24 protein-coding genes are annotated in these 24,329 nt (G+C 39.0%); 23 read left to right on the forward strand and 1 reads right to left on the reverse strand.

Annotated elements, in window-relative coordinates; translation table 11 throughout:
* Window positions 1-229: 229 nt before the first annotated feature.
* From PL_RS16560 to PL_RS16600, 9 genes are all read left to right on the forward strand, one after another.
* On the forward strand, window positions 230-1,135 hold the full coding sequence (locus PL_RS16560; protein ID WP_041883927.1) for a diacylglycerol/lipid kinase family protein: 906 nt from the start codon (window positions 230-232) through the stop codon (window positions 1,133-1,135).
* Between the two features lie 39 nt (window positions 1,136-1,174).
* Window positions 1,175-1,528, forward strand: a complete 354-nt coding sequence (locus tag PL_RS16565; protein ID WP_052496434.1) for a translation initiation factor — start codon at window positions 1,175-1,177, stop codon at window positions 1,526-1,528.
* A 133-nt stretch (window positions 1,529-1,661) separates the two neighbouring features.
* On the forward strand, window positions 1,662-3,266 hold the full coding sequence (gene pckA / locus PL_RS16570; protein ID WP_041883925.1) for a phosphoenolpyruvate carboxykinase (ATP): 1,605 nt from the start codon (window positions 1,662-1,664) through the stop codon (window positions 3,264-3,266).
* Between the two features lie 282 nt (window positions 3,267-3,548).
* Complete coding sequence (locus tag PL_RS16575) at window positions 3,549-4,376, forward strand: MotA/TolQ/ExbB proton channel family protein (protein WP_041883924.1); 828 nt, start codon at window positions 3,549-3,551, stop codon at window positions 4,374-4,376.
* An 86-nt stretch (window positions 4,377-4,462) separates the two neighbouring features.
* A complete protein-coding gene (locus PL_RS16580; protein WP_041883923.1) occupies window positions 4,463-5,077 on the forward strand; it encodes an ExbD/TolR family protein in 615 nt (204 codons plus the stop codon).
* Between the two features lie 7 nt (window positions 5,078-5,084).
* On the forward strand, window positions 5,085-5,621 hold the full coding sequence (locus PL_RS16585; protein ID WP_041883922.1) for an ExbD/TolR family protein: 537 nt from the start codon (window positions 5,085-5,087) through the stop codon (window positions 5,619-5,621).
* Between the two features lie 27 nt (window positions 5,622-5,648).
* Window positions 5,649-6,470, forward strand: a complete 822-nt coding sequence (locus PL_RS16590) for an energy transducer TonB (RefSeq protein WP_041883920.1) — start codon at window positions 5,649-5,651, stop codon at window positions 6,468-6,470.
* 240 nt (window positions 6,471-6,710) lie between these two features.
* On the forward strand, window positions 6,711-7,616 hold the full coding sequence (locus tag PL_RS16595) for a substrate-binding domain-containing protein (protein WP_041883916.1): 906 nt from the start codon (window positions 6,711-6,713) through the stop codon (window positions 7,614-7,616).
* Between the two features lie 143 nt (window positions 7,617-7,759).
* Window positions 7,760-9,478, forward strand: coding sequence for a tetratricopeptide repeat protein (locus tag PL_RS16600; protein ID WP_348619929.1), 1,719 nt, complete (start codon window positions 7,760-7,762; stop codon window positions 9,476-9,478).
* Between the two features lie 80 nt (window positions 9,479-9,558).
* On the opposite strand, the gene PL_RS16605 is transcribed toward PL_RS16600, so the two are convergent.
* Window positions 9,559-11,058: a serine hydrolase domain-containing protein gene (locus PL_RS16605; RefSeq protein WP_041883915.1), complete on the reverse strand. Its 1,500-nt coding sequence runs from the start codon at window positions 11,056-11,058 to the stop codon at window positions 9,559-9,561.
* Window positions 11,059-11,360: 302 nt separating this feature from the next.
* Here PL_RS16605 and PL_RS16610 point away from each other — a divergent pair, with 302 nt between their 5' ends.
* The 14 genes from PL_RS16610 to PL_RS16675 all read left to right on the forward strand — a co-directional run bounded on the left by PL_RS16610 (window position 11,361) and on the right by PL_RS16675 (window position 24,296).
* Window positions 11,361-11,732 carry an NADH-quinone oxidoreductase subunit A gene (locus PL_RS16610; RefSeq protein WP_041883913.1) on the forward strand — a complete coding sequence of 124 codons (372 nt, stop codon included), beginning with the start codon at window positions 11,361-11,363 and terminating at the stop codon, window positions 11,730-11,732.
* A 107-nt stretch (window positions 11,733-11,839) separates the two neighbouring features.
* Window positions 11,840-12,382: an NADH-quinone oxidoreductase subunit B gene (locus PL_RS16615; RefSeq protein WP_041883911.1), complete on the forward strand. Its 543-nt coding sequence runs from the start codon at window positions 11,840-11,842 to the stop codon at window positions 12,380-12,382.
* A complete protein-coding gene (locus PL_RS16620; protein WP_041883909.1) occupies window positions 12,382-12,882 on the forward strand; it encodes an NADH-quinone oxidoreductase subunit C in 501 nt (166 codons plus the stop codon). The genes PL_RS16615 and PL_RS16620 overlap by 1 nt, the downstream gene beginning before the upstream one ends.
* Before the next feature lie 4 nt (window positions 12,883-12,886).
* Window positions 12,887-14,101: an NADH-quinone oxidoreductase subunit D gene (locus PL_RS16625; RefSeq protein WP_041883907.1), complete on the forward strand. Its 1,215-nt coding sequence runs from the start codon at window positions 12,887-12,889 to the stop codon at window positions 14,099-14,101.
* On the forward strand, window positions 14,094-14,606 hold the full coding sequence (gene nuoE, locus PL_RS16630; protein WP_041883905.1) for a complex I 24 kDa subunit family protein: 513 nt from the start codon (window positions 14,094-14,096) through the stop codon (window positions 14,604-14,606). The genes PL_RS16625 and nuoE overlap by 8 nt, the downstream gene beginning before the upstream one ends.
* Window positions 14,606-15,973 (forward strand): NADH-quinone oxidoreductase subunit NuoF, encoded by a 1,368-nt coding sequence (nuoF, locus tag PL_RS16635; RefSeq protein ID WP_041883902.1) that lies wholly within the window; start codon window positions 14,606-14,608, stop codon window positions 15,971-15,973. The genes nuoE and nuoF overlap by 1 nt, the downstream gene beginning before the upstream one ends.
* Before the next feature lie 58 nt (window positions 15,974-16,031).
* Window positions 16,032-17,036, forward strand: coding sequence for a 2Fe-2S iron-sulfur cluster-binding protein (locus PL_RS16640; protein ID WP_041883899.1), 1,005 nt, complete (start codon window positions 16,032-16,034; stop codon window positions 17,034-17,036).
* The gene (gene nuoH, locus PL_RS16645; RefSeq protein WP_041883896.1) at window positions 17,036-18,073 is read left to right on the forward strand and encodes an NADH-quinone oxidoreductase subunit NuoH; all 1,038 of its coding nucleotides are present in this window, start codon (window positions 17,036-17,038) and stop codon (window positions 18,071-18,073) included. Before PL_RS16640 ends, nuoH begins: the two co-directional genes overlap by 1 nt.
* A gap of 33 nt (window positions 18,074-18,106) precedes the next feature.
* Window positions 18,107-18,607, forward strand: a complete 501-nt coding sequence (locus tag PL_RS16650; protein ID WP_041883894.1) for a NuoI/complex I 23 kDa subunit family protein — start codon at window positions 18,107-18,109, stop codon at window positions 18,605-18,607.
* Window positions 18,608-18,689: 82 nt separating this feature from the next.
* Complete coding sequence (locus PL_RS16655) at window positions 18,690-19,187, forward strand: NADH-quinone oxidoreductase subunit J family protein (RefSeq protein ID WP_041883893.1); 498 nt, start codon at window positions 18,690-18,692, stop codon at window positions 19,185-19,187.
* On the forward strand, window positions 19,187-19,516 hold the full coding sequence (gene nuoK / locus PL_RS16660; protein WP_041883890.1) for an NADH-quinone oxidoreductase subunit NuoK: 330 nt from the start codon (window positions 19,187-19,189) through the stop codon (window positions 19,514-19,516). Before PL_RS16655 ends, nuoK begins: the two co-directional genes overlap by 1 nt.
* Before the next feature lie 21 nt (window positions 19,517-19,537).
* Window positions 19,538-21,430: an NADH-quinone oxidoreductase subunit L gene (gene nuoL / locus PL_RS16665; protein ID WP_041883889.1), complete on the forward strand. Its 1,893-nt coding sequence runs from the start codon at window positions 19,538-19,540 to the stop codon at window positions 21,428-21,430.
* Window positions 21,431-21,451: 21 nt separating this feature from the next.
* Window positions 21,452-22,918, forward strand: a complete 1,467-nt coding sequence (locus PL_RS16670; RefSeq protein ID WP_041883888.1) for a complex I subunit 4 family protein — start codon at window positions 21,452-21,454, stop codon at window positions 22,916-22,918.
* 4 nt (window positions 22,919-22,922) lie between these two features.
* Window positions 22,923-24,296, forward strand: a complete 1,374-nt coding sequence (locus tag PL_RS16675; RefSeq protein WP_041883886.1) for an NADH-quinone oxidoreductase subunit N — start codon at window positions 22,923-22,925, stop codon at window positions 24,294-24,296.
* The last annotated feature ends 33 nt before the right edge of the window (window positions 24,297-24,329 follow it).

The following is a 24,329-nucleotide window of genomic DNA, read 5'->3' on the forward strand; positions in this document are numbered from 1 at the left end:
AAATAATTAGTTTATTAATCAACAATTTTTTAAAATGGACATTGACCCCGTATAAACAGGCAGTAAAATGAAGTGTATGAATGGTTAGCACTTTTTTTTACGTGGTTGCAATCCCGTCATGTTAACATAACATCGCAAATCAGTCCACCTTTTGAATGCAAAATTACTATATATATTCAAAATAGTCAAAAAATATCAATTATTTTGTGCCATAATTAAATCATATCCTTTGGCAAAGTCGAACATTCTATTTATTATTAATCCTATATCCGGGGGTAAGGATAAATTAAAGATCCCTGCTATAATAGATGCCAACCTGGACAGGTCCAGGTTTAATCCTAATTATAGTTTTACGGAGTATGTAGGACATGCTGCAGAGATAGCGGAAGAAGCTGCGAATAAGAACTTTGATATTATTGTTGCCGTAGGCGGTGATGGAACGATCAATGAAATTGCAGCAAAAGTAATGCAGCAGCAAAAAATCCTTGGAATTATTCCCTTTGGTTCAGGAAATGGTTTGGCCCGTTTTTTAAAAATACCGATGAATACCGCGAAAGCTATTCAGGTATTAAACAAACTGAATGTGATTAAAATAGATACGGGAACATTCAATGATAAATTTTTCTTTAATATGGCAGGTATGGGATTTGATGCCCATATCAGTTCTGTATTTGTGGGGAATAAAAAAAGAGGATTATCTGGTTATCTTAAACTGGGATTTAAGGAAATGATTAATTATAAACCTGAAACCTATCATATCCGGATTGATGGGGTGGGTTATACCAGAACAGCTTTTGTGGTTAGTGTAGCAAACTCTTCTCAATATGGAAATAATGCACACGTTTCTCCACAAGCCTCAGTAACAGATGGTTTGCTGGATGTTTGTATTATAAAATCATTCCCTTTATATAAATTACCGGTACTGGCTTATCATATGCTGAGTGCTACCACTGATCGTTCTGACCTGGTAGAGATTATCAAAGGGAAAGATATACAGATTACCAGGGTGGAAGATGCGGCTATACATATTGACGGAGAGCCTTATTTTATGGGCAGAGAGATCGCGGTAAGTATTTCTCCTTTGTCTTTAAATGTAATTGTACCACCGGAGATGGGTATTACGGTTCCGGAATAATTTAAGGCCGGTTATTGAAAAAAAGAAAATAAATAACAGATGAAACCGAATAAAAAGTCATTGAGCGATCTTGGAGGAATCATGTATTCTACAGATCCTTCTTATAGTTTTGAAAATGAGGATGATACGGCGCAGGAAGTGGTTGCGAATAATCAGCAGGATCTGCGTGTGATGCTGGACCGTAAGAACAGGGGAGGGAAAGCTGTTACACTGATTACCGGTTATCGGGGTAGTGCAGCAGATTTGGAGAAGCTCTCCAAAATGCTGAAGACTAAATGCGGGGTAGGTGGAAGTGCCAAAGACGGAGAGATTATTATCCAGGGTGATTTCAGAGATAAGGTTGTTTTGATGCTTCAGAAAGAAGGATATAAAGTGAAAAAATCCGGCGGATAATAGTGTGGTTAATTATCTGATATTCAGTTAATTGTATTATAGTGTATATGCCACAATAAGTGAAATATTTCCTTTGGAATGATAATTTTTCAATAAATATCTCCTTAACTTTGCCTAAACAAATAATCATTTTATGAGCAAAGTTTTAATGCCTAAACCAGACTTATCCCGGTTGAATTTGGGTACTGATAATGCATACTATCAGTTAAGCGTACCGCAACTGATAGAAGAAGCGATCAATAACGGAGAGGGTACGCTCTCATCTTCAGGTGCTTTGGCAATTGACACTGGTAAATTTACCGGTCGTTCGCCAAAAGACAGGTTTATAGTACTGGATGATATTACAAGAGATTCAGTTTGGTGGGGCGATATTAATATCCAGTTTAGTCAGTCAGATTTCAAGTCGTTGCTGCACAAAGTTTGTGCGCACCTTAACAAAGACAAATTTTATGTAAGAGACGCTTATGCCTGTGCCGATGATGCCTATAAAATGAGTATAAGGGTCATCACTGAAACTGCTTATCAAAATCTATTTGCCAATAACCTATTCCTGAGACCGGAAGCCGGAGAGACTATTGAAAATCCGGAGTGGACTATTATTGCTGCGCCAACTTTTCTGGCAGATCCTGCCGTTGACGGAACACGCCAGGCAAATTTTGCCATTCTGAATTTTTCAGAAAAAATAATCCTGATAGGGGGAACAGGATATACCGGCGAAATTAAAAAGGGAATTTTCTCTGTTTTAAATTTCATTCTGCCTGAGCAGAAAAATACACTGTCGATGCACTGTTCAGCGAATGTTGGTGCTGATGGCGATACAGCTATATTCTTTGGCCTTTCGGGAACAGGTAAAACCACTTTATCTGCTGATCCTGCAAGAGGATTAATCGGTGATGATGAGCATGGCTGGGGTGATTCTTCTGTTTTCAATTTTGAAGGAGGATGTTATGCGAAGTGTGTGGATCTGACTGCAGAAAAAGAACCGCAGATCTATAATGCAATCAAATTTGGCTCATTACTGGAGAATATCAATTATTTTCCGGGTACCAGAGATGTTGATTTTTCAAATATTGAAAAAACAGAGAATACAAGGGTAGCTTACCCAATCAATTATATTGATAATGCGGTTTTACCTTCTATTGCAGGTATGCCTAAAAATATTTTCTTCCTGACTGCAGATGCTTTTGGGGTTTTACCTCCATTATCAAAATTAAATCCGGGTCAGGCGATGTTTCATTTCATTTCCGGCTATACAGCTAAGGTAGCGGGTACTGAAGCAGGCGTAACGGAGCCACAGGTGACTTTCTCTGCCTGTTTTGGTAAAGCTTTCCTGCCATTGCACCCTACTAAATATGCGGACCTGCTTGGAAAGAAAATGGAAGAGCATAAAGTTAATGTATGGCTGGTGAATACCGGTTGGAGCGGAGGAGCGTATGGTGTAGGTCAGCGCATGAAATTAAGTTATACACGTGCTTTGATTACAGCGGCCTTAAATGGAGAACTGGATGCTGCAACATTTACTGAACATCCTGTTTTTGGCTTACAAATGCCAGATGCCTGTCCGGGTGTTCCTGCTGAAATATTAAACCCAAGAAATACCTGGTCGGACAAACAAAATTACGATCATAAAGCAAATGAACTTGCCAAAGCGTTTATTGACAACTTTAAGCAATTTGAAGAGTTCGCAAACGATGAAATACTGAAATCAGTCCCAAAAGTTGTAGAAATCACACTTTAAATCATTTTTTTTAAGGAAAAATTTGCATTTCAATTTTTTTTTAGTTTTCATTGTGAAAGATTGTCTCCTAACCGAGACAATCTTTTTTAATATAAGCTACGCGACGACAGAATTATTGCGAAAATCAAATTTACCTGGTAATGATAATTTAATTTGGAATTAAAATCAAAGTTGTAGATTTGTTATTGCAACATTTGATTCTATTCGTCGTTGTGTGTATTACGAGATATTTAATCTAAATTTAAAAAAAAACAAAGTACTAAAAACTCAAAAACTAAAAAAATGGCAAACGCACCAAAACCAACAACAGTTAAAAAGGAAAGCTCATCAGCTTCAAATCTATTCGCTACTCTAGTCATTCCAATTTGTATTATCATCGCGGCACTTATCTACAAATTTGTTCTTGGAGATGCAAATAACTTTATTGACAACAACGTTGAGAACTTACCTAAAGTTGGTAACTATGCAGGTATGGCTTACAAAGGTGGACCAATCGTTCCAGTCTTAATGGGTATGCTTTTAATGGTAATCGTATTCTCAGTAGAACGTTTCATCGTTATCGGAAAAGCAACTGGTACATCTAGTTTAGATGCTTTTGTGAAAAAAGTACAAACTCTTTTAAATTCAAATAATATCGAAGCAGCTATGGCTGAGTGCGATAAACAACAAGGTTCGGTTGCTAACGTAATCAAATCTGGTTTGAAAAAATATCGTGAGATGGAAGTTGAAGCAAACATGGATACAGATCAGAAATGTTTAGCTATCCAGAAAGATATCGAAGAAGCTACAACATTAGAAATGCCAATGTTAGAGCAAAACTTAACTGTAATCGCAACATTAGTATCAGTAGGTACATTAATGGGATTATTAGGAACAGTAACAGGTATGATCAAGGCGTTTGGTGGTTTAGGTGCTTCTGGAGCTCCGGATTCAGCAGCGTTAGCAACAGGTATCTCTGAGGCACTAATCAACACAGCTACTGGTATCGGTACTTCAACTTTAGCGATCATCATGTACAACATCCTGACTTCTAAAATTGATAAATTAACTTATGCAATTGATGAAGCTGGTTTTAGCATCATCCAAACTTATGCTTCTACGCATAAATAGAAAATAATGTAATTTTTTTTTACCGGCTTTATGGAAAACCGGAAGAATTAACATCATTATACAAAACATAAGTAATTTTTAAAATTATGCCTAGAGCAAAGGTTCAAAGAAAGAGTACCTCGATTGATATGACCGCCATGTGCGACGTGTCCTTCCTGTTACTTACTTACTTTATTTTATCAGCAACAGCAAAACAACCGGATCCTTTGGATGTAAGACTTCCTACTTCAACGTATAAGATCAAAGTTCCTGAAAAGGACATTGCAATCTTAACGATTGGTGCAGACAAAGTTTTCTTCGAAGCTGCTGGTCAGGATATCAAAGTAGCTACGCTGGAAAAAATAGGTGAGCAATATAAAATTAATTTCACGCCAGAAGAGAAAAAACGCTTTAGCGTTATAGGCTCATTTGGTGTTCCAATTCAGAGCTTGAAACAGTTCGTGATGCTGGACGGAGAGAAAAGAAAGAAATCAGGTCTGGAAACAGGTATACCTACAGATTCTACCAATAATCAATTGGCAGACTGGATTCTTCAATCCCGTAAAGCAGTTGCTGAGCTGCATTCTGAAGGAATGAGAGTAAGTATTAAAGGCGATGCCGATGAAGGTTATCCAATGGTCAAAAAAATTGTTGACATCCTTCAAAAACAAAAAATTAACAAATTCAGTTTAATCACCACTGCTGAAGGCGGTAGCAAATAATTAGAACATGGCAGAATTAGATACCTCCGGCGGGGGTGGCAAAAAGGGTGGGAAAGTAAGAAGTAAGAAATCGTCTACGAAAGTAGATTTAACCGCGATGGTTGATTTGGCTTTCTTATTGATTACCTTCTTCATGTTAACCACCACGCTGAATAAACCAATCGCAATGGATATTGCGAAGCCGGATAAAGATGAAAAGTCTGAACAAAGACTTGAATTAAGGGCATCTCAGACTATGACAATTTTGTTAGGTAAAAACAATAAAGTTGCATGGTACATGGGAGAAGCTGGTAAATCAGCTCCTGAAGTTCAGGATTTTACTCAGATCAGAAAATCGATACTGGACAACAAACAAAAAGTACAGGCTGCAAGTGGTAAATCAATCGTTATGGTGATTAAACCAACTTCTGGCGCTACCTATAAAAACTTTGTTGATATCATGGATGAATTAGCAATTACCGGAATCAAATCGGCTCCTGCAATTGACGATGAAAACATCACTGATGCTGAAAAAGCATTCATGAAATCGCAGAATCTTTTATAATATTATTAACATTTTAAATAACAAGCAATGTTCGGATCTAAAATAGATTTATTCAATAAAGAATGGCTTGATGTTGTTTTCGCTAAAAAGAACAAATCTTACGGTGCTTACGAGTTACGTAAACAGAATGGCGCGAACACATCCAAAGCACTACTTTTTGCTTCGGCAGCTTTTATATTTTTGTTTCTTTTACCTAAGATCGTTACTCTGATCAAAGGTCAGCTTCCTGAAGAGGAAATTGTGAAACAGGTTGAAGTTGTTGTTGCACCTCCGCCGCCGGTGGATCCAAAAACACCTCCGCCGCCTCCGGTAGAGCCTCCGCCACCAAAGACGGATCAAATCAAGTTCCCTCCTCCGATTGTAAAACCGGATAATCAGGTACGTGATGAAGATCCTCCGCAGATTGAGCAATTAAAAGCTGCTGACCCAGGTCAGAAAACAATCGAAGGTGATCCGGGAGCTGATATCGTAGTGACTGGTCCTGTAGGTGAAGGTCCTAAACAGGCAGCAGTAGTGGAAGATACTAAAGTTTATGACTTCGTAAGTATCGAAACTCAGCCAGGTTTCCCTGGAGGTATGGAGAAATTCTATGCTTATCTGCATAAAGCAGTAAGATATCCTCCTATGGCTCAGGAAAATAATATCCAGGGTAAAGTGTTCTTGTCTTTCGTAGTTGAGAAAGATGGTCGTCTTACCGATATTAAAGTTGAGCGTAAATTAGGTGGTGGTACTGATGAAGAAGCCATCAGGGTATTAAAGGCCAGTCCAAAATGGACTCCTGGTATCCAGAATGGTAAACCTGTTCGTGTGAAGTATAACATCCCGATCAGTTTTACTTTATCTAACTAATATTATTTACTATAATGTTTGACTTCAATACATTTAAACAGAAATCGCCTCAACAGCGATTTCTGTTCATTTTAGGGCTAGTGATGCTCACCATGTATCTGGTACTGGGAGCTGCTCTGATCTTTTGGAAAGACATTCCGTTTGAGATTAAGCCGACCTACCGCATTTTATTTGGGCTATTGCTGATTGTTTATGCAATCATCAGATTTTTCCGTTTAATTAATCAAAAAGACAATTAGAATGAAGAAGCTAATTTTTATCCTGCCATTATTTTTATTTATTGCCTGTAAGCAAAAACCTAAAAATGATGATGGGGGGGGATCTCGTACTTCAGGCACTGTTAAAATGCTTGTCGATGAAAGCTTTTCTTCAGTTCTTCAGGATCAGATTGAAGTTTTTAAACTGGATTATCCGGATGCCAGGTTTGAACTGATACAGGGCAATGAGAATAAAATCCTTCCTACTTTTCTAAATGATAGCGTAAGGGTGGCCATTTTATCAAGAATGCTTACTCCGGAAGAAGAGAAAGCCTACAGCAAAAGGAGTATTCCTGTTTTTACATCCAGGTTCGCTATTGATGGTATTGCATTGATAACCGGAAATGACAATCCTGACTCTACAATTACTGCGGATGAGGTTGTCTCTATACTGAAAGGAACATCTGCTTCAGGAAAACAACTCGTTTTCGATAACGCTTATTCGAGCACACTGCGCTACTTCAAAGACCTTGCAAAAATTAAAGATCTGCCTAAATCAGGTATTTATACTTTGCAGAACAATAATGACGTTATAAAATACGTTGCAGAACATAAGAACTATATTGGGGTTGTTGGGGTGAACTGGCTACTAAAAAGTAGCAGGGATCAGCAGGACTTTACCTCTAAGGTGAAAGTTATGGGTGTAAAAAACACCGCGGGCAAAAAAGGGGATAATGCCTTTTATAAACCTACTCAAAAGAACTTAATTGATGGTATATATCCTTTTCTGAGGAATATATATATTGTTAATGCGGAAGGTAAAAATGGTTTAGGCACGGGTTTTGCAACGTGGTTAACTGGCCAGAGGGGTCAGCTGATCGTTTTGAAATCCGGACTGGGACCAAACAAAATGAATCCGCGGGAGATTAATATAAAAAATAAAAATTAATATTATATTGAGCCCTGACCTGGCAGAGGTTATTGGTGCGCCAAAAACGAATTAGCTAAATACTAAAAACAAATAGAAAACGGATGAAAACTGCATTTTTCCATGCATGCTTCATCACCCTTAAAAAAACAAACAGAAAAAGGATGAAAATGACAAAGAAAGCAATAACCTTAAGTTTAGGTTTAGTAGTGATGGGTTCTGCCTCTTTTGCTCAAAACTTGAATGATGCAAAAAAAGCGATTGACGCTGAGCAGTATGCTAAAGCTACTTCTATGCTTAAATCTCTGGTAAGTTCTCAGGCGGGTAAAGGGGAGAACTATTTTAATTTAGGTGATGTATATCTGCATAATGACTATGTGGATTCTGCTAAAGCGGTTTTTAATAACGGAATTGCAGCTGATCCTAAGTTTGCGTTAAACTATGTTGGATTAGGACAGGCGGATCTTGCTTCTAATAATGCTGCATCAGCAAAAGCAAATTTTGATAAAGCTATTTCACTGGCTTCTAAAAAAGATCATACTCCGTATTTATACATCGGTAAAGCTTACATCGCAGAAGCGAAACCTGATTTTACTGCAGCTTTAGCTAACCTGACAAAAGCAGATGAAATTGATGCAGCTGATAAAGATCCTGAGACATTTTTGGCTCTGGGTGATTTCTACGCTTTGCAGAAAAAGAATTCTGAAGCATTACAAAACTACATGCGTGCATTGAATATCAACGAAGGTTTAGTGAGAGCTAAAGTTCAGATCGGTAGAATGTACAAAGAATCAAGAGCGTTTCCTGAGTCTGAAACACAGTTAAAAGAGGTAATTACAGCAGATCCTAATTATGGTCCTGCTTACCGCGAAATTGCTGAATTATACATGCAATGGGCAAATTTTGAACCAGCTCATTATGCAGAAAAATCTAAACAGGCTTTAGAGAACTATAAAAAATACATGGATCTGACTGACAAATCTTTTGATACAAGATTACGTTATGCACAATTCCTGTTTTATGCAAAAGACTACAAAGGTCTGGAAACTGAAACTGCTGAAATTGCAAAGTTATATCCAAACAACCAGAAAAGTATGGTAATCAACCGTCTGCAGGCATATTCAGCGGCTGAAAACAAAAATCCTGAAAGCTTAAAATTGTTGACTGATTTCTTCGCTAAAAATGCTGATACTTCACGTTTAATCGCAGCAGATTACCTTTATTTAGGTAAAGCTCAGTTAAATGCAGGTCAGGATAGTTTAGCTTTAATCAGCATCAGAAAAGCAATCGTTAAAGATTCTACTAATGTTGAAGCTTTAGAGGATGTTGGTAAAGCATTATATACTAACAAAAAATACGATCAGGCAGCTTCTGTTTATAAAGATGCTATCAAATTGAATCCAAACGGTAAAGGTTCATTAACTAACTATTACTACCTGGCTTCTGCCGATTATTTTGATTATGCAAACAAAGACAGAGACAAAAAGAATCCAAGTAAAACTATTTTAGTGGAGGCTGATTCAGCTTTATCTCACTTAAACAAAGTTTCACCTGAATTTACTCTGGCTTATATCATGAGAGCACGTGTTGCCCGCATGATGGATGATCAGACTAATCCTAAAGGATTACTTGTTCCTTACTATGAGCAATATCTTGACCTGGTAACTGTTAAAAAACCTGAATTAGGTGCAGCAGATGCTGAAAAAAGAAACTTAGTTGAAGCTTATACTAACTTAGGATTCTTCTATACTGCAACTGATAAAGTAAAAGCTGGTGATTATTTCAAAAAAGCTTTAGCTATTGATCCTGCAAATGCAAACGCATTGGCAGGTGCAAAACAATTAGCAGCTCCGGCTCCTAAAGCACCTACCAAGAAAAAGTAGTATTTAAATATTCTTATATAAGAACGGCCCCGGGTTATTTGATGAACCTGGGGCCGTTCTTGTTTTATATTATGGGCAGACTAGATGTTTTCCAGCTTTTTAATTTGTTGTAATGCATTGGTGTTTTTTGAATCCAGTTCAAAAGAGCGTTTGTAGTTTTTTATGGCTTCTGCTTTGTTCCCGCTTGCTGCCAGTGCTTCGGCATAACTATCATAGGCATTACTGCTCGTAGGGTAGAGGTCAGTATATAGTTTGAATATCTTTATAGCTTCCTGTGTTTTTTGTTCAGACATCAATCTATAACCAAAGGCATTGATGTCTTCTTCGCTGAGGATGAAATTTGCACCGAATTGCTTTTTTAAATTCCGCGCTGTTTTTAAGGCATCGTTGTATTGTTGTTTAATTAAGACTGCTCTTAATTTTTTAACGGAGGATGATAAGCCAAAACCATTGGATTCTTTCATGTCAGGGATATAATATCCGGCAATCTCATCAATAAAGTACTCTGGATTGGCTCCCTGGAGATTAGTCAGGATAATGACGGACAGATCGTCTTTTGGGTACACGAAATAACAAGTTCTCATCCCACCCACGGGTCCTGCGGCTGGATGTTCATCTCTTACAGCAACAGGCCAGCCAAGGGCATAACCATTAAGTAATTTATTAAAGCCTCCGGGTTTTCCGTTATTTAAAGGTACAAAGGCCCATAGTAATTCCAGACTGGATTTTTGTTTCAATATCTTACCGTGCTGAAGAGCAATGATCCATTGTGCAATCTCTCTGGCATTGGAAATTATACTGCTGGCTGTCCTGAAAAACTGCGGGAATTCGGCGTAGACAATTTTTAAATCACCACTGCTGGTCCAGTTACCATTTATATTGTTCAATGTAGAATAAGAGCCTGCGGAATGAGGTATAATGTCATGTGAATCGCCAAAACGGGTTAGTTTCATCCCTGCTGTACTAAACTGGCGGTCTTCAATAAATTTAGTAAAATGTACTCCACTGAGCTTATTGATAATCATTCCCAGAATAACATAGCCGGTTTGGTTGTAGCTGAATCTTTCACCGGGCTTAAATTCCATAGGGAGCATTTTTACTTTTGCCCATGCCGCGGATTCGTTACCAGCTCCAAGTACATTTTCGTACTCATCAATAATATTAGGCAGACCCGAGTTGCAGGCCAGTATCTGTTTTATAGTAACCTCTTTCCAGACCTCAGGTAAACTGTCAAGGTATTTTGATATCGGATCATTAATGTTCAGTTTTCCGTCTTCCTGAAGCTGCAAAATAGCTACCCCGACAAATGATTTTGTGCAGGAATTGATAGAGAACATGCTTTCATCAGTTGCAGGGATGGAGTTTTCCAGATTAGACATCCCATAACTGTTTAATTTGACCAGCTCTCCTTTACTGACAATTGCCAGCTGGAGTGCAGGAATACGAAGCTGCTGCATTTTGTATTTGAGAAAAACATCTATACTATCACTGGTTAGATGACTTTGTGCTGCTACGGGTGCATAAGAAAAGGTAATTGCTATGAAAGTAATCAATAGCTGCTTAGTCAAATTTTTTGTCATATAGTTTTTTATTCTAAATTAATGCTTTTTATAGTGTGAAGCAGGTTAAGTATGCGGGATAATTTTGCTGGTTCTTTGTAACATGTTTGTCTGGAACTAACGGGGGGAGCAATTTTGGGCTGATGGAACCTTTTAAAGAATTACAATAAGGGAGCAGAAAGTAATCTGCCGCTGATAATTAAGAATAAAGGTAAATGTGTATTCTGGCTACAAAATGAGGAGAAAACGGACGTTCTGTTTTTAAAACTGAATATTTGATTTCCCCCTTTTTTCTTTTACTTTTGTAGCCTAATCAAGATTATATGGAAACGCAGAGTTTACCTTCAGATTTTTTACCTATTATTTTTCAGGTTATTGTAGCCCTGGGTTTTGTTGTAGTGACTTTGATAGCTACACACCTTTTAGGTCCTGCACGTAAAACGAAAGATAAGTTAAGTACTTTTGAAGCGGGTATTAAAGTCGTTGGTAACGCACGTCAGCCATTTTCAATTAAGTATTTCCTGGTTGCAATCCTGTTTGTCCTGTTTGACGTAGAGGTGATCTTTATGTATCCCTGGGCAGTTAATTTCAGAGAGCTGGGATGGCCTGGGCTGATAGAGATGTTTGTGTTTATGGCGACGCTTTTATTAGGCTTTATTTACATTCTGAAAAAGAAAGCACTAGACTGGAATTAATCTATTTAGATCGGTTCTAAATCGAGATAGATTAAACCTATTTGGCTCTAAATATTGTAGATTTGTGGTTCATTCTGTATTAGAATGAGCCTTTTTTGTTTTATGATATGAGTGACATCAATATAGTAGACGCGCCTCCAGGCATTGAAGGATCTGGCTTTTTTGCTACTTCTTTAGACAAGGTTATCGGTTTAGCCCGGTCGCATTCATTATGGCCTTTACCATTTGCAACTTCATGCTGTGGAATTGAATTCATGGCTACCATGGGTTCGCACTATGATTTCGGTCGTTTTGGTTCAGAACGTTTAAGTTTTTCTCCACGTCAGGCAGATTTATTAATGGTTATGGGTACCATAGCTAAAAAAATGAGTCCTGTTTTAAAACAAGTGTATTTACAGATGGCAGAGCCCCGCTGGGTAATGGCTGTAGGTGCATGTGCATCAAGCGGTGGTATTTTTGACACTTACTCAGTTTTACAGGGAATCGATGAGATTATTCCGGTAGACGTTTACGTTCCGGGTTGTCCGCCAAGACCAGAAGCAATTCTGGATGGATTTGGCAAAATCCAGGAATTAGTGAAAAATGAGTCTGGCAGAAGAAGAAATTCTGATCAGTATAAACAAATGTTGGCTTCATACGGAATAGAATAATGGCAGAGGTTAACAATAGTAGCGTAATACAGCTTTTAGCTGACCGTTTCGGAGCTAAAGTGAGCGGTGTGAACGAACCATATGGCTTGCTTACCGTAGAGACCACTAAGGACGTGATTATTGACGTATTGACGTTTCTTAAAGAAACTGAAGGTACAGGCTTTACTTTTCTTACTGATATCACAGCAGTTCATTATCCGGAAACCAAACATATTGCTGTAGTTTACCATTTGCATAATATGGTGAACAAAATCAGAATCAGGGTTAAAGTGTTTATTCACGAGCATACGCCTGCAATTCCTACAGCTACTGTTCTATGGAACGGTGCAAACTGGATGGAAAGAGAGACTTATGACTTCTTCGGCGTTAAATTCGAAGGACATCCTGATTTAAGAAGGATTTTAAATATGGATGAACTGAATGTTCACCCGATGTTAAAACAATATCCTTTGGAAGATCCAAACAGAGTTGATAAAAAAGACGAATACTTTGGTAGATAAGAACATGAATCACAATCAACCAGTATATACAGACAACGATCCTCAGAATGAGTTGGTAACCTTAAACTTAGGTCCTACTCACCCTGCAACACACGGTGTTTTTCAAAACGTACTTCAGTTAGACGGAGAGCGTATTGTGAGCGGAGTTTCTACCATAGGGTATATTCACCGCGCCTTTGAAAAGATTGCTGAACACAGACCTTTCTATCAGATTACACCTTTGACAGACAGGTTAAACTACTGCTCATCGCCTATTAACAATATGGGCTGGCACATGACAGTAGAAAAACTGTTAAATATAACCGTACCTAAACGTGTGGATTATTTAAGAATAATCGTCATGGAACTGGCGCGTATTTCAGATCATATTATCTGTAATACGATTATCGCTCAGGATACGGGTGCAACAACCACCTTCTTATATCTTTTCCAGTTCAGAGAGCATATCTATGAAATTTATGAAGAGATATGCGGTGCGCGTCTGACGACAAATATTGGCCGTATAGGTGGTTTTGAAAGAGATTTCAATGACATCGCCTTTGCTAAAATCAATAAATTCCTGAAAGAATTCCCGGTTGCATTAAAGGAATTTGAAAGTCTGCTTAACCGTAACCGTATCTTTATTGATCGTACTGCGGGTGTAGCCTGTGTTACACCAGAGCAAGCTTTAAGTTACAGCTGGACCGGTCCTTTATTACGTGCTACGGGCGTGGATTACGACGTACGTGTGAGTGAGCCTTATTGTTCTTATGATGAATTCGATTTCGAAGTTCCGGTAGGTACAAGCGGTGATATTTACGACCGTTATTTAGTTCGTAATGAGGAGATGTGGCAGAGTGTCAGTCTGATTCAGCAGGCAATGGATAAATTGAAGAACGAACCTGCGGGAGTTTTCCATGCAGATGTTCCTGATTTCTATCTGCCGGCTAAAGAAGAGGTATATAACAATATGGAGGCCTTGATTTACCATTTCAAAATTGTAATGGGAGAGATTGATGCACCTAAAGCAGAAGTATATCACGCTGTTGAAGGCGGAAACGGAGAATTAGGATTTTACCTGATCAATGATGGTGGAAGAACACCTTACCGTCTGCATTTCAGAAGACCTAGTTTTATCAATTATTCCATGTATGCGAAGATGAGTGAAGGAATGTTATTATCTGATGCCATTATCAACATGAGTAGTATGAATATTATTGCCGGAGAATTAGATGCTTAAAGTAGAAGAACAACAACCTGTAGAGTTTTCATCAGCTTTGATTGCAAAGTGTGATGAAATTTCAAATAGATATCCTGAGGGGAAACAAAAATCTGCCCTATTGCCTATACTGCATGAAGTACAGGCAGAGCTTGGCTGGTTAAGTTCCAATGCGATGGATAAAGTAGCAGCATATCTGAAAATCGAGCCTATTGAAGTTTACGAGGTAGCCTCTTTTTATAGTATGTACTTCTTGCAGCCAAAGGGTAAATATGTTCTGGAAGTTTGCCGTACCGGGCCTTGCTGTCTGGTAGGAGCAGAAAAACTGATGGAGCATATGGAAAAATCTCTTGGGGTAAAGGAAGGTGAGGTTACAGCTGATGGTTTATTTAGCTGGAGAGGTGTTGAATGTCTTGCTGCCTGTGGTTACGGCCCGGTATTGCAGATAGGCCCTGAATACACTTTTTATGAAAACCTCGACAATCAAAAGGTAGATACATTGATAGAAGAATTACGCAAAAAATAATGGCCCGTAAACTCTTATTAGAACATATAAACGTACCAGGCATCAATACTCTTGATGTTTACCGCCAGAAAGGTGGCTATCGTGCTGTGGAGAAAGCTTTGAAAACCCTTACCCCTGATGAAGTGGTGGAAGAGGTTAAAAAGTCTGGTTTACGCGGTCGTGGAGGTGCAGGTTTCCCTACAGGAATGAAGTGGAGCTTTCTGGCAAAACCAGAAGGTGTCGCCCGCTACCTGGTATGTAATGCTGACGAATCAGAGCCGGGTACTTTCAAGGACCGTTATCTGATGACACATATTCCTCATGCCTTAATTGAGGGAATGATCGTTTCCAGCTATGCATTGGGTGCTAAGACATCTTATATCTACGTTCGCGGAGAGATGATGCCTCAGATCAGAATCCTGGAAAGAGCTATCGCAGAAGCAAAAGCTGCAGGCTTTTTAGGAAAAAATATTTTAGGGTCAGGTTATGATCTGGAGTTATATGTTCAGCCGGGTGGCGGAGCTTATATCTGTGGGGAAGAAACGGCTTTATTGGAATCTCTGGAAGGTAAAAGGGGTAATCCGAGGATTAAACCTCCATTCCCGGCTATTGCGGGATTATATGGCTGCCCGACAGTAGTAAACAATGTGGAATCTATCGCTGCCGTAGTGCCTATCATTAACGATGGTGGTGATGAATATATGAAAATCGGTATCGGACGCAGTACCGGAACAAAACTGATCTCTGCTTCAGGTAACCTGGTCAGACCGGGTGTATATGAAATCGAGCTGGGTCTTCCGGTAGAAGAGTTCATTTATTCTGATGAATATTGTGGTGGTATTGCTAATGGAAAAAGATTAAAGGCTACTGTTGCCGGTGGATCTTCTGTTCCGGTATTACCAGCTAACCTGACGCTTAAACTGGCTAATGGTGAACCACGTTTAATGAGTTACGAATCACTTTCTGAAGGTGGTTTTGCTACAGGAACCATGTTAGGTTCAGGTGGTTTTATCGCTTTTGATGAAGATCAGTGTATCGTAAGAAACACCTGGAATTTTTCTCGTTTTTATCACCATGAAAGCTGTGGACAATGTTCGCCGTGCCGTGAAGGTACCGGATGGATGGAAAAAGTATTACACAGACTGGAGCATGGGCATGGAAAAATGAGTGATATTGACTTATTGGTTGATGTGTCTAAAAAGATCGAGGGAAATACAATTTGTCCTTTGGGAGATGCAGCAGCATGGCCGGTGGCAAGTGCAATCAGACATTTCAGAGATGAGTTTGAATGGCATGTGAAAGAGCCGGTAAAAAGTCTTCAGGGAAATTATGGTATCGCTGATTATGCAGTACCAATTGCTAAAGCAGAAGTAAAACAGGAAAATTAACTATCGGAACTGCGTTTTTTATTGAAAACACAGGAATGATAAAAGAATATCTTTAACAATGAGTGAAAAAGTTAAGGTAACCATAGACGGGATAACCGTCGAAGTAGAGCCCGGTACAACAATCCTGAATGCTGCAAGGCAAATAGGAGGGGATATTGTGCCTCCTGCCATGTGCTATTATTCCAAACTGGAAGGTAGTGGCGGAAAATGTCGTACCTGTATCGTCAAAGTAAGCAAAGGTTCTGAAAAAGATCCAAGACCAATGCCTAAACTGGTTGCTTCATGCCGTACCACTGTAATGGACGGAATGGAAGTGCAGAATATTACTTCTCCTGAAGTGATTGAAGCCAGAAGTGGTGTAGTCGAAATGCTTTTAATTAACCACCCGCTTGACTGTCCTGTATGTGACCAGGCCGGAGAATGTGATTTACAGAATCTGGGTTATGAGCATGGTTTACAAAAAACACGTTATGAATTTGAACGCCGTACTTTTGAGCGTATTGATATAGGTGATAAGATTCAGTTACACATGAACAGGTGTATTTTATGCTACCGTTGTGTATTTACAGCTGATCAGATCACTAATAAGCGTGTTCATGGTATCTTAAACAGAGGTGACCATTCAGAAATTTCTACTTATATCCAGACTGCAGTTGATAATGATTTCTCAGGAAATGTCATTGATGTATGTCCGGTTGGAGCTTTAACTGATAAAACTTTCCGTTTCAAAAACAGGGTTTGGTTTACAAAACCTGTCGATGCCCATAGAGATTGCCCTACCTGCAGTGGTAAAGTGACTTTATGGTACAAAGGAGAAAATGTTTTAAGGGTAACTGCCCGTAAAGACATTTATGGTGAAGTTGAGGAATTCATTTGTAACACCTGTCGTTTCGATAAAAAGATGACTGCAGACTGGACTATTGAGCATCCTACAGCTATCAGCGATACTTCCGTAATCTCTGCTAATCATTACGAAACGATGATTCCATTACCTGTAATTCAGGAAGATCTTCGTTTGCAGGAAGCTAATAAAGTTGAACTGGAAAAAACCGCTAAATTCTAATGGATATCTCATTCGTCATAGAAAAATTTGTACTTGTAGCTATCATTTTTGGTATAAGTTTAGTTATCGCTATGTATTCTACATATGCGGAAAGAAAAGTCGCTGCTTTTTTACAGGACAGGCTTGGTCCTGACCGTGCAGGCCCTTTCGGGATTCTGCAACCACTGGCAGACGGACTGAAAATGTTCATGAAGGAAGAGATTGTTCCTACTCATTCCAATAAATGGCTGTTTATGGTTGGTCCTGGTTTAGCCATGCTGACTGCCTGTATCGGAACTGCCGTTATTCCATGGGGAAGCCCGCTTACTATTGGCGGAAAAGTTATTCCTTTACAGGTTACTGATATTAATGTTGGTGTTTTATACATTTTCGGGGTGGTTTCCCTGAGTGTATACGGCGTGATGATCGGAGGCTGGGCTTCCAACAATAAATACTCTCTTTTAAGTGCTATTCGTGCGGCTTCGCAGAATATCAGTTATGAGGTAGCTATGGGACTTTCTATTATTGCCTTATTACTGGTAACGAATACGATGAGTCTTAAAGAAATCGTAGAAATGCAGCATGGCTGGCACTGGAATGTGCTTTATCAGCCTTTAGGCTTTCTGCTGTTTATCATTTGTGCTTTTGCTGAAACAAACAGAGCTCCTTTTGATTTACCGGAGTGTGAAACTGAGCTGATCGGTGGATACCACACGGAATATTCTTCGATGAAATTAGGTTTTTACCTGTTTGCGGAATACATCAATATGTTTGTGTCTTCGGCAGTTATGGCTACGCTTTATTTCGGAGGATATAATTATCCGGGTATGGACTGGGTACTGATTCAGGTTGGACCTGTCGCTGCACCTTTAATTGGTACGGCAGTATTGTTCGCTAAAATATTCGTATTCATATTTTTCTTTATGTGGGTAAGATGGACAATTCCGCGTTTCCGTTATGATCAGCTGATGCATTTGGGATGGAAAGTATTGATCCCGCTTGCCATAGCGAATGTAATTATCACCGGTATTGTGATTGCAATAGTAGAAAAGTTTTAACTATCCGCTCTGCGGAATATAAAAGGAGGTTTAATGGAACCATTAACCAGTAAAAAGAAAGTATTAATACAAAAGCCGCTTAATCTTGCTGAGCGCATGTATCTGCCGGCGATTACAAAAGGACTGGGGATTACTATCAGCCATTTTTTTAAGAAAGAGGCAACGATCAGGTACCCTGAAGTTCAGCGTGAAATGTCTATCAACTGGAGAGGGATGCATTCTCTTAAAAGAGATGAGGACGGAAAAGAGCGTTGTACTGCCTGTGGATTATGTGCATTATCATGCCCTGCAGAAGCGATCACAATGATTGCTGCTGAACGTAAACCTGAAGAGAAAGACCTGTACAGAGAAGAAAAATACGCTGCCGTATATGAGATCAATATGCTGCGCTGTATTTTCTGTGGTTTATGTGAAGAGGCTTGTCCTAAAGAGGCTATCTATCTTGACGGGCCTATAGTACCATCAGATTATTTACGTAAGGATTTTATCTACGGTAAAGATAAACTGGTAGAACAACCTCTGGAAAAAAAATAATGAAACTGAAGCGGTCATACGCTTCTTGATATAAACAGTTTATACATTTGCCGTTTACACGGCTTTAAAACAAAAATAATAAATGGGTACATCAGTATTCTATTTGGTCGCTTTTTTAAGTATTTTCTTTTCACTGATGGTGATTTTCGCAAAGAACCCGGTGCATAGTGTACTTTATCTGATCGTAACATTTTTTACGTTCACAGTCCATTACATTTTGCTTAATGCCCAGTTTCTGGCGGTAGTAAACTTTATTGTGTACATGGGGGCAATTATGGTTCTGTTCCTGTTTGTCCTGATGCTCCTTAATCTCAATAAGGAGAATGAACCTTTAAAGTCTGGTTTGGTAAAGGTCGCCGGTATTGTTGCCGGATGCTGTCTGGTTGTAACACTGATCGGCTCTTTAAAAGCTACAGCAGTATCTGATCCGCTGGTTTTGCAGAATCCAAACTTAGGTCTGGTTAAAAACCTGGGTAAAGAATTGTTCGGTCCGTTTATGCTGCCTTTCGAGTTGTCCTCGATCTTATTGCTTACAGCTATGGTGGGTGCCGTATTATTAACTAAAAAAGAAAAAGTATAGTGAACAACTTGACTCAAACCTTACAGGGTGTACCGCTTAATCATTATATATGGTTGAGTGCTATTATTTTCACCATCGGTGTAATAGGGGTACTGACCCGCAGAAATGCTATCGTAATTTTTATGTCGGTAGAATTGATGCTGAATGCTGTTAATTTACTACTTACTGCTTTCTCTGTACATAGCAACGATCCTTCGGGACAGGTGTTTGTATTTTTCATCATGGCTTTGGCTGCAGCCGAAGTAGCAGTGGGCCTGAGTATTATTGTAATGGTTTACAGAAATACGCAGTCTACAGATATTAATGTATTGAATCGCCTTAAGTGGTAATTATTAAGAATAAATTATAAAATGATAAATTTAGTTTGGCTGGTTCCGTTAATTCCTCTTTTAGGCTTTATCATCAACGGTCTTGGGAGAAATACATTATCCAAAAACCTGATCGGTTTTATTGGGAGTAGCGTGATATTCATCTCTTTTGTGATTAGTATCGGCATCTTTTTAGCTTTAGGCAATGATGCTGTAAAATCTCACGAGATTTTCCTGTTTGACTGGATCAGTGCGGGTACATTAAAAATTCCGGTATCTTTTCTGGTAGATCCGCTGAGTTCAATTATGTTACTGATCATTACCGGAATCGGATTCCTGATTCATGTATATTCTATTGGTTATATGCATGATGACGAGGGATTTGGAAAGTTCTTCAGCTATTTAAACCTGTTTATCTTTTTCATGCTGCTGCTGGTTCTCGGATCAAACTATATCGTGATGTTTATCGGATGGGAAGGCGTTGGTTTATGCTCTTACCTGCTGATCGGCTTCTGGTTTACCAACAGCAGTTATGCTACAGCTGCGAAAAAAGCCTTTGTGATGAACCGTATTGGTGATCTTGGGTTCTTAATCGCTGTATTCCTGATCTTCACTACTTTTGGTAGTGTGGAGTTCTCTAAAGTATTTCCGCAGGCTGGCAATATGCTTTCCGGCAATTCTACTATAGCTTTAATCGCGTTATTATTATTTGTTGGTGCCTGTGGTAAATCGGCACAGATACCATTGTTTACCTGGTTACCTGATGCGATGGCTGGTCCGACACCAGTTTCTGCCCTGATTCACGCAGCAACGATGGTAACGGCTGGAATTTATATGATTGCCCGTTCAAATGTGTTATTTGACCTGGCTCCTGTAGTACAGCATCTGATTGCAATCATCGGTCTGGCAACAGCTGTTATGGGCGCATTGGTTGCCCTGACACAAACGGATATTAAAAAAGTTCTGGCTTACTCTACGGTTTCCCAGCTTGGTTATATGTTCCTGGGATTAGGTGTTGGCGCATACAATGGTTCATTCTTCCACGTAATTACACATGCTTTCTTTAAGGCGTTGTTGTTCTTGTGTGCCGGGTCTGTAATTCATGCAATGCACCATGAGCAGGATATGAGACATATGGGTGGTTTACGTAAAAAACTTCCTGTTACATTCCTGACTATGCTGATTGGTACGATTGCTATCGCAGGCTTACCACCATTCTCAGGTTTCTTCTCTAAAGACGAAATTCTTTCTCATGTATATGAGTACAACAAAGTAATGTGGGCTATAGGTGTATTTACTGCCTTCCTGACCGCATTCTATATGTTCAGAATGTTGTTCCTTACATTTTTTGGTAAATACAGAGGAACTCACCATGCTGAAGAAAAAATTCATGAATCACCAAAAAGCATGACTCTTCCATTAATTGTTCTTGCCGTGCTTTCTGCTATTGGTGGTGCAATTGGTATTCCTGAGTCATTGGGTGGAAATCATTGGTTATCGCATTGGCTTGCCCCGGTTATCCAGCATCATGGAGAAGCACCGGATCATGCTACTGAATATATTTTAATGGCGGTCTCAGTTGTAGGGGTATTGATTTCTATCGCATTTGCATATAACAAATATGTGAAGCAGAATCATGTTCCTGTGGCAGACGAAGGACAACGTTCAGCATTGGCTAAACTCTCTTATCATAAGTTTTATATTGACGAGATTTACGATACAGTAATCAGAAAACCTCTGGATGCTTTATCAGTATTCTTTTATAAGGTGTTTGATAAGAAAATTATTGATGGTATTGTCAATGGTTTAGGATGGGGCACATCAGAAGCGAGCAAGGGTGTCAGATTATTACAATCTGGTAATGTTGGTTTCTATATCTTTATGATGGTGGTTGGAATCATCTCGTTGTTATTGTATACTTATTTATCTCTATAAAAGATCGTCCAAGAAAACATAATGGAACAACTTTTAATACTTCTTATATTTCTGCCAGTAGTTGGTGCACTGGTTACAGCATTTACCGGCAATGCCGCTAAACATGTAGCCCTGGTTTTTGCTGTTGCTTCACTGGCACTGACAGCAGTTGTTGCCGGACAGTTTGTTCCGGATGCAAGTACACAATTTGTCGTTAACTTACCCTGGATTCAGGATCTTGGAATTAGTTTCCATGCAGGTATCGATGGGATCAGCTTAATCACTGTATTACTGACCAACGTATTGGTTCCTGTAATTATTCTGGCAAGTTATCAGCATAATTATAAATCGCCGGCTGGCTTCTTTGCATTAATTCTATTTATGCAGGCTGGTTTACTGGTTGTATTTACAGCAATGGATGCTTTCCTTTTCTATATCGGATGGGAAGCAGCTTTAATTCCAATTTATTTCATCTGTGCAATCTGGGGTGGTAAGGATCGTATTAAAGTAAACATGAAGTTCTTTGTTTACACCATTGCAGGTTCTTTGTTCATGTTATTGGGTATTATTTACCTGTACCTGCAGAACCCGGCACATAATTTTGATATACAGGCACTTTATCAGCTTCATCTGGATCCTGTTCAGCAAGGCTGGATATTCTGGTCATTCTTTATTGCTTTTGCTATAAAAATGCCGGTTTTCCCATTCCATACCTGGCAGCCGGATACCTATACTGAAGCTCCTGCTGCAGGTACGATGCTACTTTCGGGTATCATGTTGAAAATGGGTATTTATGGTGTGATCAGATGGTTATTACCGATTGTACCGGCGGGTGTACAGGATTGGGGTAATACAGCAATCATCCTTTCTGTTATCGGTATAGTATATGCGTCTTTAATTGCTTTTAAACAAAGAGATGCAAAGAGACTGGTTGCTTATTCTTCGATTGCTCACGTTGGGCTGATTTCTGCAGGTATTTTTGCTTTAAATATGCAGGGATTACAGGGGGCAATGATTCAGATGCTGAGTCACGGTATTAACGTAATCGGATTGTTCTTTGTGCTGGACATTGTTTTCTCAAGAGTGAAAACCAATACTATTGCTGAATTGGGTGGTATCGCAAAATCCGCACCTAAACTGGCTATCGCATTTCTGATTATTGTATTGGGAACAGTTGCTCTGCCAGGAACCAACGGGTTTATCGGCGAGTTCCTGTTATTGATTGGTATTTACCAGTACAATATCTGGGCTGTCGTATTTGCCGGTCTTACTGTTATCTTTGGTGCGGTGTATATGTTCCGTATGTACCAGAATATCATGTTAGGTAAAACCAATGAGCTTACTGTTGGCTTTGCAGACATTAAAGGAACAGAGCAGATTGTATTAGGTATAATTTGTATTCTGATTATCGTACTGGGAGTATATCCTAAGCCTATTCTGCATTTATCAGAAGCTTCGGTACAACAATTATTAGAACAGGTAAATCAAAAATTAACATCGGTAAAATAAGGAAATGAATATCATTATAACAATTGTTGTTACAGCTTTAGCGGTGCTTTATGCAGGTTTATTCAAAGCGAAGAAAGCTTTGTTACCACTAACTCTTTTGGGACTGCTCATCTCTCTGACCTTTGCGGTTACTGCCTGGAATTCTAATACGGTGTATTACGGAATGATGGAAATGGACAATTTTGCAATTGCCTTTTCATCTCTTACTATTTTAGGGACTATTTTTATCTTTTTGCTGACACAGAATTATTTTTCAAAGAACAGTGAAAATATAGCTGAATATTATACGCTGATCTTATTTGCTCTTTCGGGTATTGTGATCATGGTTTCTTATACCAACATGTCTATGCTGTTTATCGGTATAGAGATTATGTCTGTTGCACTGTATATCCTTGCAGGTATCAGGAAGAACAATTTTGCTTCCAATGAGGCTTCTTTAAAATATTTCCTGATGGGTGCCTTTTCAACAGGCTTCCTTTTATTCGGGATTACTTTGGTTTATGGTGCAACCGGATCATTTAGTCTGCATGCCATTAATCAATACCTGATTGGAAACTATCAGGCGGTATCTCCGCTGTTTTATCCGGGTGTAATCCTGATCATGATTGGATTATGTTTCAAAATCGGTGCTGCACCTTTCCACTTCTGGACTCCGGATGTATATGAAGGCGCACCTTCTTTAATTACGGCCTTTATGTCTACGGTAGTGAAAACTGCTGGTTTTGCGGCTTTCCTTCGTCTTTTTGCAGGAACTTTCGCACCGCTTCATGACTTCTGGATGCCACCTTTAATGGCTATAGTATGTATTACCCTGTTTATCGGTAACGTTACAGCCCTTTTCCAGAAGAACTTCAAAAGAATGCTTGCTTATTCAAGTATTTCACATGCAGGTTACCTGTTATTCTCTTTAATTACACTGACGGCTAATTCAGCTAACAATGTAATGGTTTATGCAGCGGCCTACACTTTTGCGAGTATTATTGCTTTTGCGGTATTAATTCTCGTGAAACAAAAAACGGGTCATGATACTTTTGAAAGTTTCAACGGGTTAGGAAAACGTAATCCTTTAGTTGCGCTTGCGTTAACTATTGCTATGCTTTCTCTGGCAGGTATACCACTTACAGCTGGTTTTATTGGAAAATACATGATGTTCTTAAATGTGATGAATGAATACCAGATTTATCTGGTCGCATTTGCTATTTTAAATGCTCTTGTAGGGTTTTACTATTACTTAAAGGTGATTGTTGCCATGTACTTTAAAGAAGGTTCTGAGATCGTATTAGAAACACCTGTTCAATATAAGGTTGTTTTAATTTTATCGGTAATCATCACAATATTCTTAGGGGTTTATCCAACTATAATATTAAATCTGATTTAGGCATTTCTCAGGAAATTATTTGTAATTTTACGA

It is taken from the genome of Pedobacter lusitanus (assembly GCF_040026395.1).
Classification (GTDB): domain Bacteria; phylum Bacteroidota; class Bacteroidia; order Sphingobacteriales; family Sphingobacteriaceae; genus Pedobacter; species Pedobacter lusitanus.